The 14062-nt window shown below is 67.8% G+C and carries 16 protein-coding genes, 1 tRNA gene and 2 pseudogenes; 11 read left to right on the top strand and 8 right to left on the bottom strand.

What is annotated here, in order from left to right; all coding sequences use genetic code 11:
- Position 1: 1 nt before the first annotated feature.
- A tRNA-Ser gene (locus tag ACK4IU_RS04045) sits at positions 2–91 on the bottom strand.
- A 187-nt stretch (positions 92–278) separates the two neighbouring features.
- On the opposite strand from ACK4IU_RS04045, the gene ACK4IU_RS04050 reads away from it, so the two are divergent.
- From ACK4IU_RS04050 to ACK4IU_RS04065, 4 genes and pseudogenes are all read left to right on the top strand, one after another.
- Entirely contained in the window at positions 279–1136 is an 858-nt protein-coding gene (locus tag ACK4IU_RS04050) for a DUF2059 domain-containing protein (protein WP_409731926.1), read from the top strand.
- 182 nt (positions 1137–1318) lie between these two features.
- Positions 1319–1690, top strand: a pseudogene (gene rplU / locus ACK4IU_RS04055) (50S ribosomal protein L21); the annotation flags it as partial.
- 117 nt (positions 1691–1807) lie between these two features.
- On the top strand, positions 1808–2077 hold the full coding sequence (gene rpmA, locus ACK4IU_RS04060) for a 50S ribosomal protein L27 (RefSeq protein ID WP_149589585.1): 270 nt from the start codon (positions 1808–1810) through the stop codon (positions 2075–2077).
- Between the two features lie 189 nt (positions 2078–2266).
- Entirely contained in the window at positions 2267–2806 is a 540-nt protein-coding gene (locus ACK4IU_RS04065) for a GNAT family N-acetyltransferase (protein ID WP_149589586.1), read from the top strand.
- 81 nt (positions 2807–2887) lie between these two features.
- On the opposite strand, the gene ACK4IU_RS04070 is transcribed toward ACK4IU_RS04065, so the two are convergent.
- Complete coding sequence (locus ACK4IU_RS04070) at positions 2888–3508, bottom strand: thiamine phosphate synthase (protein ID WP_409732132.1); 621 nt, start codon at positions 3506–3508, stop codon at positions 2888–2890.
- Positions 3509–3641: 133 nt separating this feature from the next.
- Between ACK4IU_RS04070 and ACK4IU_RS04075 the strand changes: the two genes are divergently transcribed.
- The 4 genes and pseudogenes from ACK4IU_RS04075 to ACK4IU_RS04090 all read left to right on the top strand — a co-directional run bounded on the left by ACK4IU_RS04075 (position 3642) and on the right by ACK4IU_RS04090 (position 6229).
- The gene (locus ACK4IU_RS04075; protein WP_409731929.1) at positions 3642–4379 is read left to right on the top strand and encodes an RNA methyltransferase; all 738 of its coding nucleotides are present in this window, start codon (positions 3642–3644) and stop codon (positions 4377–4379) included.
- 246 nt (positions 4380–4625) lie between these two features.
- Positions 4626–5852, top strand: coding sequence for a lytic murein transglycosylase (locus ACK4IU_RS04080; RefSeq protein WP_409732134.1), 1227 nt, complete (start codon positions 4626–4628; stop codon positions 5850–5852).
- Between the two features lie 46 nt (positions 5853–5898).
- A pseudogene (locus ACK4IU_RS04085) lies at positions 5899–5955 on the top strand (hypothetical protein); the annotation flags it as partial.
- A 43-nt stretch (positions 5956–5998) separates the two neighbouring features.
- Positions 5999–6229: a DUF2200 family protein gene (locus tag ACK4IU_RS04090; RefSeq protein WP_409731931.1), complete on the top strand. Its 231-nt coding sequence runs from the start codon at positions 5999–6001 to the stop codon at positions 6227–6229.
- A gap of 73 nt (positions 6230–6302) precedes the next feature.
- Here the strand turns inward: ACK4IU_RS04090 and ACK4IU_RS04095 are convergent, their stop codons facing one another.
- The 3 genes from ACK4IU_RS04095 to ACK4IU_RS04105 form a co-directional block, all read right to left on the bottom strand.
- Positions 6303–7124 carry a lysophospholipid acyltransferase family protein gene (locus tag ACK4IU_RS04095; protein WP_409731933.1) on the bottom strand — a complete coding sequence of 274 codons (822 nt, stop codon included), beginning with the start codon at positions 7122–7124 and terminating at the stop codon, positions 6303–6305.
- Entirely contained in the window at positions 7121–7900 is a 780-nt protein-coding gene (locus tag ACK4IU_RS04100) for a GNAT family N-acetyltransferase (protein WP_409731935.1), read from the bottom strand. The genes ACK4IU_RS04095 and ACK4IU_RS04100 overlap by 4 nt, the downstream gene beginning before the upstream one ends.
- 120 nt (positions 7901–8020) lie before the next feature.
- Positions 8021–8203, bottom strand: coding sequence for a DUF3553 domain-containing protein (locus ACK4IU_RS04105; RefSeq protein ID WP_409731936.1), 183 nt, complete (start codon positions 8201–8203; stop codon positions 8021–8023).
- Between the two features lie 26 nt (positions 8204–8229).
- Between ACK4IU_RS04105 and ACK4IU_RS04110 the strand changes: the two genes are divergently transcribed.
- Positions 8230–8826, top strand: coding sequence for a histidine phosphotransferase family protein (locus ACK4IU_RS04110; RefSeq protein ID WP_409731938.1), 597 nt, complete (start codon positions 8230–8232; stop codon positions 8824–8826).
- Positions 8827–8871: 45 nt separating this feature from the next.
- Here the strand turns inward: ACK4IU_RS04110 and ACK4IU_RS04115 are convergent, their stop codons facing one another.
- Positions 8872–9711, bottom strand: a complete 840-nt coding sequence (locus tag ACK4IU_RS04115; protein ID WP_409731940.1) for a hypothetical protein — start codon at positions 9709–9711, stop codon at positions 8872–8874.
- A 74-nt stretch (positions 9712–9785) separates the two neighbouring features.
- Entirely contained in the window at positions 9786–11381 is a 1596-nt protein-coding gene (locus tag ACK4IU_RS04120; RefSeq protein ID WP_409731942.1) for a peptide chain release factor 3, read from the bottom strand.
- 136 nt (positions 11382–11517) lie between these two features.
- On the opposite strand from ACK4IU_RS04120, the gene ACK4IU_RS04125 reads away from it, so the two are divergent.
- Together ACK4IU_RS04125 and ACK4IU_RS04130 are read left to right on the top strand one after the other, a co-directional pair.
- Positions 11518–12576: a sugar-transfer associated ATP-grasp domain-containing protein gene (locus ACK4IU_RS04125; protein WP_409731944.1), complete on the top strand. Its 1059-nt coding sequence runs from the start codon at positions 11518–11520 to the stop codon at positions 12574–12576.
- Between the two features lie 123 nt (positions 12577–12699).
- Complete coding sequence (locus ACK4IU_RS04130; RefSeq protein WP_409731945.1) at positions 12700–13476, top strand: SDR family oxidoreductase; 777 nt, start codon at positions 12700–12702, stop codon at positions 13474–13476.
- Positions 13477–13482: 6 nt separating this feature from the next.
- Here the strand turns inward: ACK4IU_RS04130 and ACK4IU_RS04135 are convergent, their stop codons facing one another.
- On the bottom strand, positions 13483–13950 hold the full coding sequence (locus tag ACK4IU_RS04135) for a hypothetical protein (protein ID WP_409731947.1): 468 nt from the start codon (positions 13948–13950) through the stop codon (positions 13483–13485).
- Positions 13951–14062 lie beyond the last annotated feature (112 nt).

The raw sequence follows: 14062 nt of genomic DNA on the forward strand, positions 1-14062 counted from the left end.
GTGGCGGAGAGGGTGGGATTCGAACCCACGGTAGGCGCAAACCTACAACGGTTTTCGAGACCGCCACGATCGACCACTCCGTCACCTCTCCGCGCTTCAGGGGTCGTCTATGTCCGGCGGTCATTATCCGGGAGCGTTCCGATGCGCAAGGGGCATTCGGCAAAATGGACCGGCTGCGAAGTGCCGTGATCACGGGCAGTTGCGGGATCACTGCCTTGGCAAGGCCTGGGGAACGCATTACCTCTTCCGGCAAGGCCGACGCCGTATCCGGGGGACCAATGCCCATGTTCCTGCCTCGTCTCGCACTTGTGGCGCTTTTCGCGGCGGCCTCGCCCCTGGCGGCGGAAACCGCAACCACGACGCAGGGCGCCGAACAGTCGGTGACCGAACTCGTCAAGGTCATGCGGCTTGAGGAGCTGTTCGAGGTTCTGCGCGAGGAGGGGCTCGACTATGGCCGTACTCTGGAGACGGACATGTTCCCGTCCCGCGGCGGTGCGGAATGGGCCCGCACGGTTTCGCAGATCTACGACCTGGATCGCCTGCGACCGGAATTCGAAGCCGCGCTTGCACAGGAAATCGGCAATGACCCCACAGTTCTGGACGGTATCGTCGCCTTCTACGGCTCCGACCTTGGTCAGCGGATCCTCGGTCTCGAGATCGAGGCACGGCGGTCCTTTCTTGACACGGCTGCCGAAGAGGCTGCCCGTGTCGCAGCCGACGAGGCGGCGGCATCGCGCGATCCCAAGGTCGCGCTGATCCGGCGTATGATCGAGGTTGCCGACCTTCTGGAAGCCAATGTCGCGGGCTCGATGTCCGGCAACCTCGCCTTCATGACCGGCATGGCCGAAACCGGGGTCTATGGTCGGAAAATGCCCCAGGACGAGATCCTGGCCGACATCTGGTCACGCGAGGAGCAGATACGGTCGGACACCTCGACCTGGCTGGCCGCCTATCTGGGTCTTGCCTATGCCCCGCTGTCGGAAGACGAGCTTGCCTCCTATGTGGCATTCTGGGAAAGCCCGGCGGGCCAGCGGCTGAATGCGGCGCTGTTCGTGGCCTTCGACCGGGTGTTCCGTCCCGTCTCGCATGACCTTGGCCGGGCCGCGGGACGCGCCATGCTGGGCCGCGAAATCTGAAGCGGAGCGCTTGACAGCAGATCCGGTTCACCGCATAAGCGCGCATCCCGGCCAGGGGTGACTCTGGGCCGGGGTTCATGTTTTCAATGACGCCCCATCCGGGGCGCGCTGTCCGAGGCGGGGCAAACCCCGAAAACGCCCGAAAGGGGGCCACAGGGCGCGGAGCGATGGAAGGAAAGACCATGTTTGCGGTCCTCAAGACCGGCGGCAAGCAATACAAGGTGCAGGCGGGCGACGTGCTGCGCGTTGAGAAGCTGGATGCCGTGGCCGGTGACAAGATCCAGTTCAACGAGATCCTGATGGTCGGCACGACCGTCGGCGTTCCCTTCGTCAAGGGTGCCGCCGTTCAGGCCGAGGTCATCGACCAGATCAAGGGCGAGAAGACCATCCACTACGTCAAGCGCCGCCGGAAGCACTCCTCCCAGCGCACCAAGGGCCACCGCCAGCACCTGACGCTGGTGCGCGTGACCGAAGTCCTGGAAAAGGGCGCCGACAAGACGGGCGTCAAGGCCGCGATCGGCACCGTTGCCGCCCGCCGCGCCGCGCACGAGGCCCCCGGTGCCGCCAAGGCCGAGAAGCCCGCGAAGGCCGCCAAGGCCGCAGCTGCGCCCGAGGCCGCCGAGAAACCGAAGCGTGCCGCCAAGGCCGCTGCAGCGCAGGAGTAAGACGCCATGGCACACAAGAAAGCAGGCGGTTCGTCCCGCAACGGCCGCGACTCGGCCGGTCGTCGCCTGGGCGTGAAGCTCTACGGCGGCCAGCATGCCATTCCCGGCAACATCATCTGCCGCCAGCGCGGGACCAAGTGGTTCCCGGGCGAAGGCGTGGGCATGGGCACCGACCACACGATCTTCGCTACCGTCGAGGGCCGCGTGACCTTCAAGAAGGGCCTCAAGGGCCGCACCTTCATTTCGGTGCTCCCCGTGTCGGAGGCAGCCGAGTAAGCCGAACCTTTACAATCGGATTGTAGATGGGGGATCGGCCGAAGGGCCGGTCCCCCTTCTCGTCTCGAGGGGCCGTTCCCGGTCGCGAATGTGGCGCCTTGCCATGACGTGACCGTGAAACGGTCAAACAATCGGGCGATTGCACGGGTAACCGGCAATTCCCACATGTGCTTCATAAGGGAGGGAGCCATGATCCTGGAGAAGATCGCCAGTCCGGTCGAGATTGCGACCGAACGGTTCACGCTGCGCCCGGTGCGGAAGTCCGACGCCGGCCTCTTCGCGCTTTACGCCGGGGACAAGCGCGTGGCCGAGGCGACGCAAGGCATCCCGCATCCCCTGCCGCCCGGTGCGGCCGAGGCCTTCTGCGCCCGCGCCATGGCGTCCGGCGGGGAAGAGGACATCTGGGTCATGGACGGTACCCGTTCGGGCCTGCCCGAGGTGCTGGGGGTCATCAGCCTGAAGAAGATGGACCGCGGCCAGTCCGAGGTCGCCTTCTGGGTCGCCCCCGCCTTCTGGAACCACGGCATCGCGTCGGAGGCGGTGAACGCGCTGGTCGCGGCCAATCCGCAGAAGAACTGCACGATGTTCGCCGAGGCCTTCCAGGACAACCCTGGCTCGGCCCGGGTGCTGACCAACGCCGGCTTCCAGTATCTGGGCGACGCCGAAAGCTTCTCGGTCGCGCGCGGGGTCACGGTGCCGACCTGGACCTATATCCGCAAGCTTGACTGAAGCGGCGGCTCCTCGTTCGCCTTCGGCTCCTCGTCGCGGGGCATGCCGGAGCGAGGAGCGACGCAGTCGGACGACGAGCGTTCAGCCGAGGGGCGCCAGCAGCGTCTTCAGCGCGGCCAGCGGGTCGTCCGAGCCCCAGATTTCCTCGCCCACGGCGAAGAAGTCGGTCACGGGGCCGAACCTGGCCACCAGCTCGGCCGTCAGCGCGCCTTCGGCGACGATCGGGACCTCGATCACCTCTGACCACCATTCGAACAGCTCGAAGGGGGCGCGGCTGCCGTCGCCGAGTCGCGTCTCGCCGATGGGGCCGAAGCTGCAATAGTCGGCACCGGCCTCGCCGGCGGTCATGCCGTCGTGCTTGGAGGCGCCGCAGAAGGCGCCGACGATGGCATCAGCGCCGAGGTCCTTGCGGGCCTTGCGGACATTCCGCGCCCCGTCCGTCAGGTGCACCCCGTCCAGCCCCAGCCGCTCGGCCAGGATCAGGTGGTTGTCGATAACCACCGCCACGTCGCGGGCATGGGCCGCCTCGCGCGCCGCATCGGCGGCGCGCATCAGGACGTCTTCGTCCCGCGTTCCCAGCGACAGCCTCAAGCAGGCGATCTCCACCCCGTCGAGGACTTGGCCAAGGCGATCCGAGAAGGTCTCGGGATCGAAGGTCGGGGGGGTTATCAGGGTGATCTGCGGGCGGTCGTCTGCGGCCATCATGGGCTCCGAATGCGTCTTCCGGCCCGTCTATCAGCGTTTCGGCGGCTTGGCTACCTGCCGGGTCGCGCTGCCCGCTTGCCAGCACCCGGTCCGTCCCCTATCTGGCCGGCACGCCTTCCAGGAGTCCCGCATGATCCCTCCCGTCTTCATCCTCGTCCGGCCCCAGATGGGCGAGAACATCGGCGCCGCGGCGCGGGCGATGCTGAACTTCGGGCTGGAGCGGATGCGGGTCGTGGGGCCGCGGGACGGCTGGCCGAACCCGAAGGCGGTGGCGATGGCCAGCGGGGCGGGGCGGGTGCTGGATCACGCGGGGCTGTTTGCCGACCTGCCCGGGGCCATCGCGGACTGCGACTTCGTCTTCGCCACCACCGCTCGGGGGCGGGAGCTGGTGAAGGAGGTCGTGACCCCGGAGCGCGCGATGGAGATGGCCCGCGCGATGGGGGCGGAGGGGAAGCGGGTGGGCGTCCTCTTCGGGCCGGAACGGGCGGGGCTGGAGAACGAGGACATCATCCGGGCCAATGCTATCGTGACCGTGCCGGTGAACCCGGATTTCCCTTCGCTGAACCTCGCGCAATGCGTGCTGCTTCTGGGCTACGAATGGCGGCGGCAGGCGGGGGAGGTGCCGGCCTCGGTCATGGAACTGGCCCGTACCGACTTTGCCAGCCGCGAGGAGGTGGACCGGCTGGCCGACCATTTCGAGGAGCGGCTGGAGGCGGCGGGGTTCTTCTTTCCCGAGACCAAGGTGGAGGGGATGAAGGCCAACCTGCGGAACATGTGGGGCCGGCTGGGCCTGACCCGGGCCGAGGTGCAGACCTTCCACGGCATGCTGCGCCAGATCGCCTGGAAGCTGAAGAAACAGGGCGAGTAGGCCAGTCTGTCCACGGTGGACATTTCCGGATAATTATGCAAAAGCAATGACTTGCTTGCGGACGTATACCGTTCGTTAACCCGCTTTTCCGACCCCGACCGGGGGCTGAGGGCGGGCGATCCCGCCGGGCGCGCTGGCCCGGTCTGGTCTGGTGCAGCCTGACGGGCTATGCTTGCGCCATAACATCAGAAACGGGCAGGCAGCATGGCACAGGCAAGGACGACAGAGGGGGTTTCCCGGCGGGGACTGATGCTGACGGGGGCGGCGGCGATGCTGTCGGCCTGTGTGAGCGGCGGGCGGTCGGGCGGCGGGGGAGGGGGCGGCTACCGGGCGCCCGATCCGGCGCCGCGGGCGGTGCCGAACCCGGGCTGGGAGACTTGGGTCGAGGGCTTCAAGGCGCGCGCGGCGGCGGGCGGGATCAGCCGCACAACGCTGGACACCGCCTTCCGCGGCGCGGGTTTCCTGCCCGAGGTGATCGAGAAGGACCGCAACCAGACCGAGTTCAAGCGCAGCCTCGAGGATTACCTGAACATCGCCGCCTCGGACGAACGGGTCAGCCTTGGCCGCCAGAAATACGCGCAATACGCGGGCGTTCTGTCGGCCATCGAGGCGCGCTATGGCGTCGAGGGCAACGTGGTCGCGGCGATCTGGGGGCTGGAAAGCTTTTTCGGGACGCGGCGGGGGAATGTGCCGGTGGTCTCGGCCCTGTCCACGCTGGCCTACGAGGGCCGGCGCGGCGCCTTCTTCGAAAGCCAGCTGGTCGCGGCGCTGAAGATCCTGCAGGCGGGCGATGTCTCGGCCAGCGCGATGACCGGCAGCTGGGCCGGGGCGATGGGGCATACTCAGTTCATCCCGACCAGCTACCTGGCCTATGCGGTGGATTTCAACGGCGACGGGCGGCGCGACATCTGGTCGGAGGATCCGACCGATGCGCTGGCCTCGACCGCGGCCTATCTGGCCAGGTCGGGCTGGACGCGCGGCCTGCCCTGGGGGATGGAGGTCACGCTGCCCTCAGGCTTCAACACGGGGCTTCTGGGGCGCGGCAACGGGCGGTCGGCGGCCGACTGGCAGGCGCTGGGCGTGCGGTCGGCGGACGGGAGGGCGCTGGCGGGCGGGTCGATCATCGCGGGCGGCAATGCGGGCGGAGCACCCTATTTCCTGCTGACGCAGAACTTTGCCACCATCCTGCGTTACAACAATGCGCAGAACTACGCGATCGGGGTCGGGCACCTGTCGGACCGGATCCTGGGCCGGGGGCCGGTTCAGGCCTCGTTCGGGCCGGATGCGAACGGGCTGACCAAGGCCGACCGGCAGGAGTTGCAGCGGCTGCTGACCGCGCGGGGTTTCGACACCGGCGGCACGGACGGGGTGATCGGGGCCAAGACCAGGGCCGCGATCGGCGCCTTTCAGGGCAGCATCGGGGTGCCGGTGACGGGCGAACCGAGCCTGGAACTGCTGCGCCGGTTGCGCTGAGGCGGTCCTTGACGGGGAGGGGCGGATGACGCAGCGCGTCCATGCGATGAGCGTGGCGAAGGTTTATCCGCTCTATCTGGCGAAGGTAGAGCGCAAGGGCCGGACGCGGGCCGAGCTGGACGCGGTGATCTTCTGGCTGACCGGGCATGACGCGGCGGGGCTGGCGGCGGTGCTGGAGCGGGGCGACAAATTTTGCCCGGTTCTTCGCCGAGGCACCGGCGCTGAACCCGGCCCGGGCACAGGTGACGGGCATGATCTGCGGCGTCCGGATCGAGGCGATCGAGGAGCCGCTGGTGCGCGAGATTCGCAGCCCGGACAAGCTGGTGAACGGAACCGCCAGGGGCCGGCCGCTGGCGAAGGTGCTGCGACAGGGCTGAGGGCGCGCGCAGGACTGCGGGCGGATGCCTCCGGCGGGAGTATTTGGAAAAGGGCAAGGGCAGGGGCCTTCCGTCAGGCCGCCGCGTGCGGGTGCGAGGTGCGGATCACGCGTTCGCAATGCTGGGACAGCGTCTTGCGGTCGTCGAAGGCATCGACGGGCACTTCGGGGTGGAAGATGACCTCGACCCGGCCCTGGCGGCGGGTGGCGAGGGTTTTCAGCAAGTGGCTGGCGAAGTCCATGTCGCCCCACCAGCCGTAGTGGCGCGGATCCTCTCCTTCGGGGGCGTGGTAGATCACGGTGACGGGCTGGATGTGCATGGACCGCACCAGCGCCGGGGCGAAGAAGGCCTGAAAGAGCGTGGACTTGAACGGCAGGACGCGGATCGCGTCGGTCGAGGTGCCTTCGGGGAAGAAGAGAAGCCGGTGGCCGGCCTGCAGGCGGGATTCGAAGATCTGCTGCTGTTTCTTCGCCTCGGTCCCCTTGCGGGCGATGAACACGGTGCCGGTGGCGCGGGCAAGCCAGCCGATGCCGGGCCAGTCGGCGACCTCGGCCTTGGCGACGAAATAGACGGTCTGGGCGGCGTTCAGCACGAAGATGTCGAGCCAGGAGGAATGGTTGGCGACGATGGCTCCGGTCCGGGTCATCGGGCGGCCGTGGAGCGTGAGGGGCAGGCGCAGGATGCGCAGGGCACCGCGGCAGACGGCCTTGGTGATGTGGGGGGTCACGGGGCGGGCCTGGCCGCAGAGCGGCCATTCCACGAGGCGCACGAGGAGAAGGACGACAAGGCCGCCGTAGGTGAGCGCGCCGAGCAGGGTGCCGCGCCAGAGGACGCGGAGCCAGCCCGCGGGGGTGATGCGCAGCGGCGGCGGGGCGGCGGTCTGCCAGTCGCTCATCCGCCGGCCTTGCGGACGTAGAATTCGCGGTGGCGGGCCGACATCTGGCCCGTGTCCATCACCAGGCAGACATCGGTGGTGTTGAAGTCGCGGTCGATCCAGGCGCCGTCGCCGACGAAACCGCCGAGCCGGAGATAGGCCTTGATCAGCGCGGGCGTCGCGGCCATGGCGGCGCGGCGGTCGAGGCTGGCCGGGGGGACCAGGTCCATCTCCTGCCGGTGCGGGGGGAGGGCGCGGACCCGCATCTCGGGCGGGGCGAGGTGGTGGTGATGGAGGTAGGACAGCGGCTGGGCCAGCGCGGGGATGTCGGTGCCGTGGAAGGAGGCGGCGCCGAACAGGACCTCGATCCCGCGGTCGAGGACGTAGTCGGCCAGCCCGTTCCACAGGTGGAACATCGCCGTCCCGCCGCGGTGGTCGGCACGGACGCAGGAGCGGCCGAGTTCGAGCAGGTGTCGGCCCGAGGCGAGGAGGGGCGTCAGGTCGAACTCGGTCTCGGAATAGAAGCGGCCCGCACTGGCGCGGCGTTCACCGGGCATGATGCGGTAGGCGCCGATGACATGGGTCAGGGTGGCAGGGTCGATGCGGCGGTCCACGAGGATCAGGTGGTCGAAATGTGGGTCGAACTCGTCACGCTCGAGCCCCGCGGCATGGTCCACCAGCGGGCCGTCGCCGCCAAGCTCGCGCACGAAGACCTCGTAGCGCAGGGCCTGCGCTGCTGCCAGATCCTCGGGCGTGGTCGCAAGCCGGACGGCATAGGGAGACTCTGCGGCAGACATCGACCCGGCTCTGGACTTCCAACGCAAGTGACTTAGCCAGCGGGCGCCCGTTTTGCAACCGTTTGCCGGACGGGGGAAGGATCCATCAATTCCCGGTTGAGTTTCACCGGCGGATTCGCACTATGGGTGATCAGTTCCCGCCACCGGCAGAAGGAAGACCCGCTTGCTGTCGATCACGACCTTTCCGGCATGTTCGAAGTTCACTGTCACCTTGCTGTCGATGTTCGACTGTACCTGACCCAGACCCCAGTCTTCCCGGTCCGGGTGGCGCACCAGCATTCCCGGTTCGAGAAGTCCCGCCATATCCTGTCCTTTCGCCCGGTTCGATGATGCAAGACAAGCCCGACCTCGCCGCCCTGATCGCCTCGCGCATCTGCCATGACCTTATCAGCCCGATCGGGGCGATAGGCAACGGGGTGGAGCTTCTGGCGATGGAGCCGGGTGGGGCGCGGCCGGAAATGGCGCTGATCTCGGAAAGCGTGGCCAATGCCAATGCGCGGATCCGGTTCTTCCGGGTCTGTTTCGGTCAGGCGGGCAGCGACCAGCGGATCGCGCGGTCCGAGGTGGTGGCGATCCTGGGCGACCTGGGGCGCGGGGGGCGCATCTCCTACGCCTGGACCAGCCCCGGCGACCTGCCGCGCCGCGAGGTGCGGCTGGCCTTCCTGCTGTTGCAATGCCTGGAAAGCGCGCTGGCCTATGGCGGGCGGATCAACGTCACGCGGTCCGAGACCGGCTGGTCGGTCCTGGCCGAGGCGCCGCGGCTGAAGATCGACCCCGCGCTTTGGGAGGTGTTGACCGAGCCGCGCGCTCCGGCCGAGATCGGCGCGAACCAGGTGCATTTCGCGCTGGTGCCAGAGGAACTGGCCCGGCAGGGTCGGCGTCTTGTCACCGAAATCGGCGAAACGACGATCCGATTGACCTTCTAGGCTGCCGCCCGCCGGTGCCGGCACCGGCCGCGGCCGCGAAGGCGCCTAACGCTCGACCGGGCCGGCGTCGTCCTCGGGCGGCCTTGGGGCCAGGTCCTCGAAGGCGCGGTCGATGCGGTCCATCTGCCTGCCCGCCCGCATCATGCCGATCCTGCGGAACAGCCCGCGCGGGTCGGTGTTCAGGCGTTGCAACAGGTGGCAGGCCAGCGGCCCGACGACGGGAGCCTTGCGCGCCTCGTTCCAGATCTGCGCGAGCAGATTGATGTCCAGCCCGCCGGTGGAGAGGTTGAACTGCGGCATGTCGAGCGGCAGGCTCCGGCCCCGGATGCCCCGGATCGGGAAAGGGGTCGCGGCGTCGAGGCCGGAGTGCAGGCGTTCGTATTCGTAGAGCTTCATCAGCGAAAACAGCACGTTGATCGACAGGCCCACCCGGCGCTGGGCCTCGGTCTCGCCATGGTCGCCGAAGGTGATGGCCGAAGAGATCAGCCAGCGCCCCGGCAGGTGCGGCATCAAGGCCGGCCCCGCCTCGGCCCAGATGCGGCGGAAGAGGGCGGGGGCATGGGCCGGATACCGCTGCTTGCGCAGATGGGCGATCAGGATGGCGTTGACGGCCGCGAGTTCCGGCTTGCCCGCCAGTTCCACCCGCATCTGGTGCAGCTTGCGGGCATGGAGCGTCTGCGAGCCTTCCAGCGGCGGCTGGTCGCGCGGGATGCGCGCGGCCAGCAGCGGCGCGAGGTCGAGGTCGGCCGGCGGGAACCAGTCGCGCGCCGCGAGCTTCAGCCGGCGCCGGCGCTGGCCCCAGATCCCGATCAGGCTGTCAGGGGCATCCGGATAGGTCTCGACCTCGGTCTCCGGATCGGGCGGGTCGGGGTCGGGTGTCGTCATGCTGGCAAGGGCCTCCGGCACCTAGGCCTCGCGGGAAGGCTAGGGCGCGGGCCCGGAGCGGTCAATGCCCTGGCCTAGACCATCATCTCCTTGGTTGCGGTCAGCTTGACGCCGGGATAGTCGCGCACCACGCGGTCGATGTCCCATTGCAGGCGGGTCAGGAACACGAGGTCCCCGTCGCTGTCATGGGCGATATGGCCCTTGTTGACGTTCACGAGCTTCTCGATCTCCGCCTTGTCGCCGGAAATCCAGCGGGCGGAGGTGAAGTTCGACCCCTCGAAGCGGACGGGCAGCGAATATTCCTGCTCGATCCGGCTGGCCAGCACGTCGAATTGCAAGGCCCCCACGACGCCCACGATGTAGCCCGAGCCGATCATCGGCTTGAAGACCTTGGCCGCGCCTTCCTCGGCGAACTGCATCAGCGCCTTTTCCAGGTGCTTGGCCTTCATCGGGTCGGTGGCGCGGATGGTCTGGAGCAGTTCCGGCGCGAAGCTCGGGATGCCGGTGAAGCGCAGGGATTCGCCTTCGGTCAGCGCATCGCCGATGCGCAATTGCCCGTGGTTCGGGATGCCGATGATGTCGCCGGCCCAGGCTTCCTCGGCCAGTTCGCGGTCGGCGGCGAGGAAGAGGACCGGATTGGTGATCGACATGGGCTTTTTCGAGCGCACATGGAACAGCTTCATGCCGCGTTCGAAATGGCCCGAGGCGAGGCGGACGAAGGCCACGCGGTCGCGGTGTTTCGGGTCCATGTTGGCCTGGACCTTGAAGACGAAGCCGGTGACGGCGGGTTCGGACGGGTCGATCTGACGTTCGGCGGCCTTCTGCGGCTGCGGCTCGGGCCCGTATTCGCCGATGCCATCCATCAGTTCCTTCACGCCAAAGGAGTTGATCGCCGAGCCGAACCAGATCGGCGTCATCGAGCCGTTGAGGAAGGCGGTGCGGTCGAAGGCGGGCAGAAGCTCGCGCGCCATTTCCAGTTCCTCGTGGAACCTGGCCAGGAGGTCGGCGGGGATGTGTTCGGCAAGCTTGGGGTCGTCCACGCCGGAAATCTGGATCGACTCCGCGATCCGGTTGCGGTCGGCGCGGTCCATGATCTCCAGCCGGTCGTGCAGCAGGTCGTAGGCGCCGATGAAGTCGCGGCCCATGCCGATCGGCCAGGAGGCCGGCGTCACGTCGATCGCGAGGTTTTCCTGGATCTCGTCTATGATGGCAAAGGTGTCGCGGCTTTCGCGGTCCATCTTGTTGCAGAAGGTCAGGATCGGCAGGTCGCGCATCCGGCAGACCTCGAACAGCTTGCGGGTCTGGCTTTCCACGCCCTTGGCGCCGTCGATCACCATGATCGCGGCGTCAACGGCGGTCAGTGTGCGGTAGGTGTCCTCGGAAAAGTCGCTGTGGCCGGGGGTGTCCACCAGGTTGAAACGGTACTGGCGGAAGTCGAAGCTCATCGCCGAAGCCGAGACCGAGATGCCGCGGTCCTGTTCCAGCTTCAGGAAGTCAGACCGCGTGCGCCGCGCCTCGCCCTTGGCGCGGACCTGGCCGGCCATCTGGATCGCGCCGCCGAACAGCAGGAACTTTTCGGTCAGAGTGGTTTTCCCCGCGTCGGGGTGCGCGATGATCGCGAAGGTCCGGCGACGGGCAATTTCGGGGGGCAGGGGGGCACGGTTCGACATGGGCTCCCTATAGGCCGGGCGCGCTTTCACCGCAACAAGTGCGGGACTTTCTCTGCCCGGCGCGAAGATCGGGCAACAGGTGGTTGACGGATCGCAAGGACCGCGCAGTCTGCTCTGGAAACTTGAGGCCAATCGAATGAGCAGACTGATCGGTATCGCCAAGACCGTCGCAAAGGCAATCCTGCGCCGTCATTACGCGCAGAACCACATCCGAGCGGCGCTTGGCAAGCTGGCGAAACTCGAGGCGGCCTACGGACCGCTGAACCCGGCCGACCGGGCGCGCTGTGATGCCTATGCGGTCGAGGTTCTGGGGAATGCGAGGTTCGCGCCATGGCTTTACGTCTATGCCCATGTGGCTGGCGAATACCGCGACGGCTGGATCCCCGACAACTTCTATGACGAATGCGTCCTGCCGCATACCTCGGCCCAGTATGGCGAGTTGAGCGGTCTGCGCAGCCTGAACACCTGCCTGTTCGATGCGCCCGAATTCCCCGACATCGCCTTCCTGCTGAACGGCATGTTCATCGCCCGCGACGGCCGGGTCATTCCCGAGAAGGCGCTTGCCGATGTCCTGTTCCGGCATGGCGACCGGGTGATCTTCAAGAGCGATGCCTCGCAATCGGGGGTTGGCGTCACCGTCCTGCGCCGCGAGGGGTTCGATCCGGCAGGGGCAAGGCGTCTTGGCTCGGGCCTGTTCCAGCGCTTCATCCGTCAGCATGAACTCTTCGAACGGCTGGGCAACTGCCCGGCGGTCGCGACCCTGCGGCTGACGACCGCGGCGGACGAAGAGGGAAATGTCAGTCTGCGGGGGGCCTATCTGCGCTTTGGGCAGGGAGAGGGCGACTATCTCCAGTCGGCAGAAGAGGTGAACGCCGTCGTTGACCTTCGGACGGGCGAACTTGGCCCGGTGGGCTACCTGCCGAGTTATCTGAAGATCGACCGGCATCCCCAGTCGGATCTGCCTTTCGCCGGACACTCGGTGCCAAATTTCCACGGCTGCCTTGACGCCGCACTGCGCTGTCACGCCCGCATGCCCTATGTGCGTTGCATCGGCTGGGACATGACCGTGGACCATGAGGGCGGGGTGCAGATCCTGGAATGGAACGGCGGCCACAACGGCATCAAGTTCACCGAGGCGACCCAGGGACCGTGTTTTGCCGATCTCGGCTGGCATCGCCTGCGCCGGCCTGCATGAGGAACGGCTGTCGCGGGTGCCGGGGAGCCCCGGTCCGCGCCGGCCAGGACCGACGGCGGTCCGAAGGGGCAGCTTGTGCCCGTTGCGCGGCCTGCTAGGGTGGCGGGCAAGAGGAGGACTGCGATGGATCTGGGGATCAGGGGAAAGCGGGCGCTGGTCTGCGCCTCATCCAAGGGGCTGGGGCGGGGCTGCGCCGAGGCCCTGGCCGAGGCGGGCGTCGATCTGGTGATGAACGCGCGGGGCGCCGAGGCGCTGGAGGCGGCGGCGGAAGAGATCCGGGAGCGGCACCAGGTCAGCGTGGTCGCGGTGGCGGGGGACATCACCTCTGACGCGGGGCGCGCGGCGGTGCTGGCGCATGGGCCGTTCGACATCCTGGTGACCAATGCCGGCGGGCCGCCGCCGGGGATGTGGTCGGACTGGACGCGCGAGGATTTCATCAAGGCGCTGGATGCCAACATGCTGACGCCCATCGCGCTGATGCAGGCGGTGCTGCCGGGGATGATGGCGCAGGGCTGGGGCCGCGTGGTCAACATCACCAGCGTCTCGGTCAAGGCGCCCGTCTCGGTGCTGGGCCTGTCGAACTCGGCCCGGGCGGGGCTGACGGGCTTCGTCGCCGGCACCTCGCGGCAGGTGGCGGGCAAGGGAGTGACGATCAACAACCTGTTGCCCGGCATCCATGCCACCGACCGGGCAGTGGCGCTGGACATGGCTGTCGTCAAGGCCCGGGGCATCAGCATGGAGGAGGCGATCGCGGAACGCGCTGCCACCATCCCCGCAGGACGCTACGGCACCCCGGCCGAGTTCGGCGCGGCCTGCGCCTTTCTCTGTTCGCAGCACGCGGGCTTCATCGTCGGGCAGAACATCCTGCTGGACGGCGGGGCTACCAATACGACGCTGTAGCAGCGGTCAGCCGTAGGCCGACCGCCGCCGTCCGGGATCGAGAACCCCCAGCGTCGCCAGAAGGCTTGCGCCAATGGCCCAGGCCCAGGCCCCGGCGCCGAGCATGCGCTGGGTCATCTCGGGGATGGACGAGCCCGAGAAGGACAGGCCCGTCGCCTCGACCTGGCCGATCAGCGACAGAAGCGCCCAGGCCACCAGCGCGACCGGCACCGCCCCGGTCAGGAAGGCCAGAAGCCGCGACTCGCGCCCGATCAGGGCGAAGACGACGAAAAGCGCGGCCAGCACGAAGGAGCAGCCATAGGCGATGGTCTCGGGCCGGGCGCCGGCCAGGATGTCATGGGCGCGGGCCGCGTCCATCTCGCGCAGCACGGTCCAGGGCACGACGTTTTCGCCGAAAGGCGAGGAAAGCCAGGGCAGGAAGAGGCTGGCAAGAATGGCAAGCGCGGCAACAAGGGCAAGCGGACGTGTCAACATCGGGGCACCTTTCGGCGGATCAATCTTGCAAGCGAAACACCGGTTGCGGACTGCGTCAATTTTCCCTTGCGTGAGAGCCGGAATTGGCGCGATGGCCGCATCAATCCCGCGC

It is taken from the genome of Tabrizicola flagellatus (assembly GCF_046295235.1).
GTDB classification, from domain to species: domain Bacteria; phylum Pseudomonadota; class Alphaproteobacteria; order Rhodobacterales; family Rhodobacteraceae; genus Tabrizicola; species Tabrizicola flagellata_A.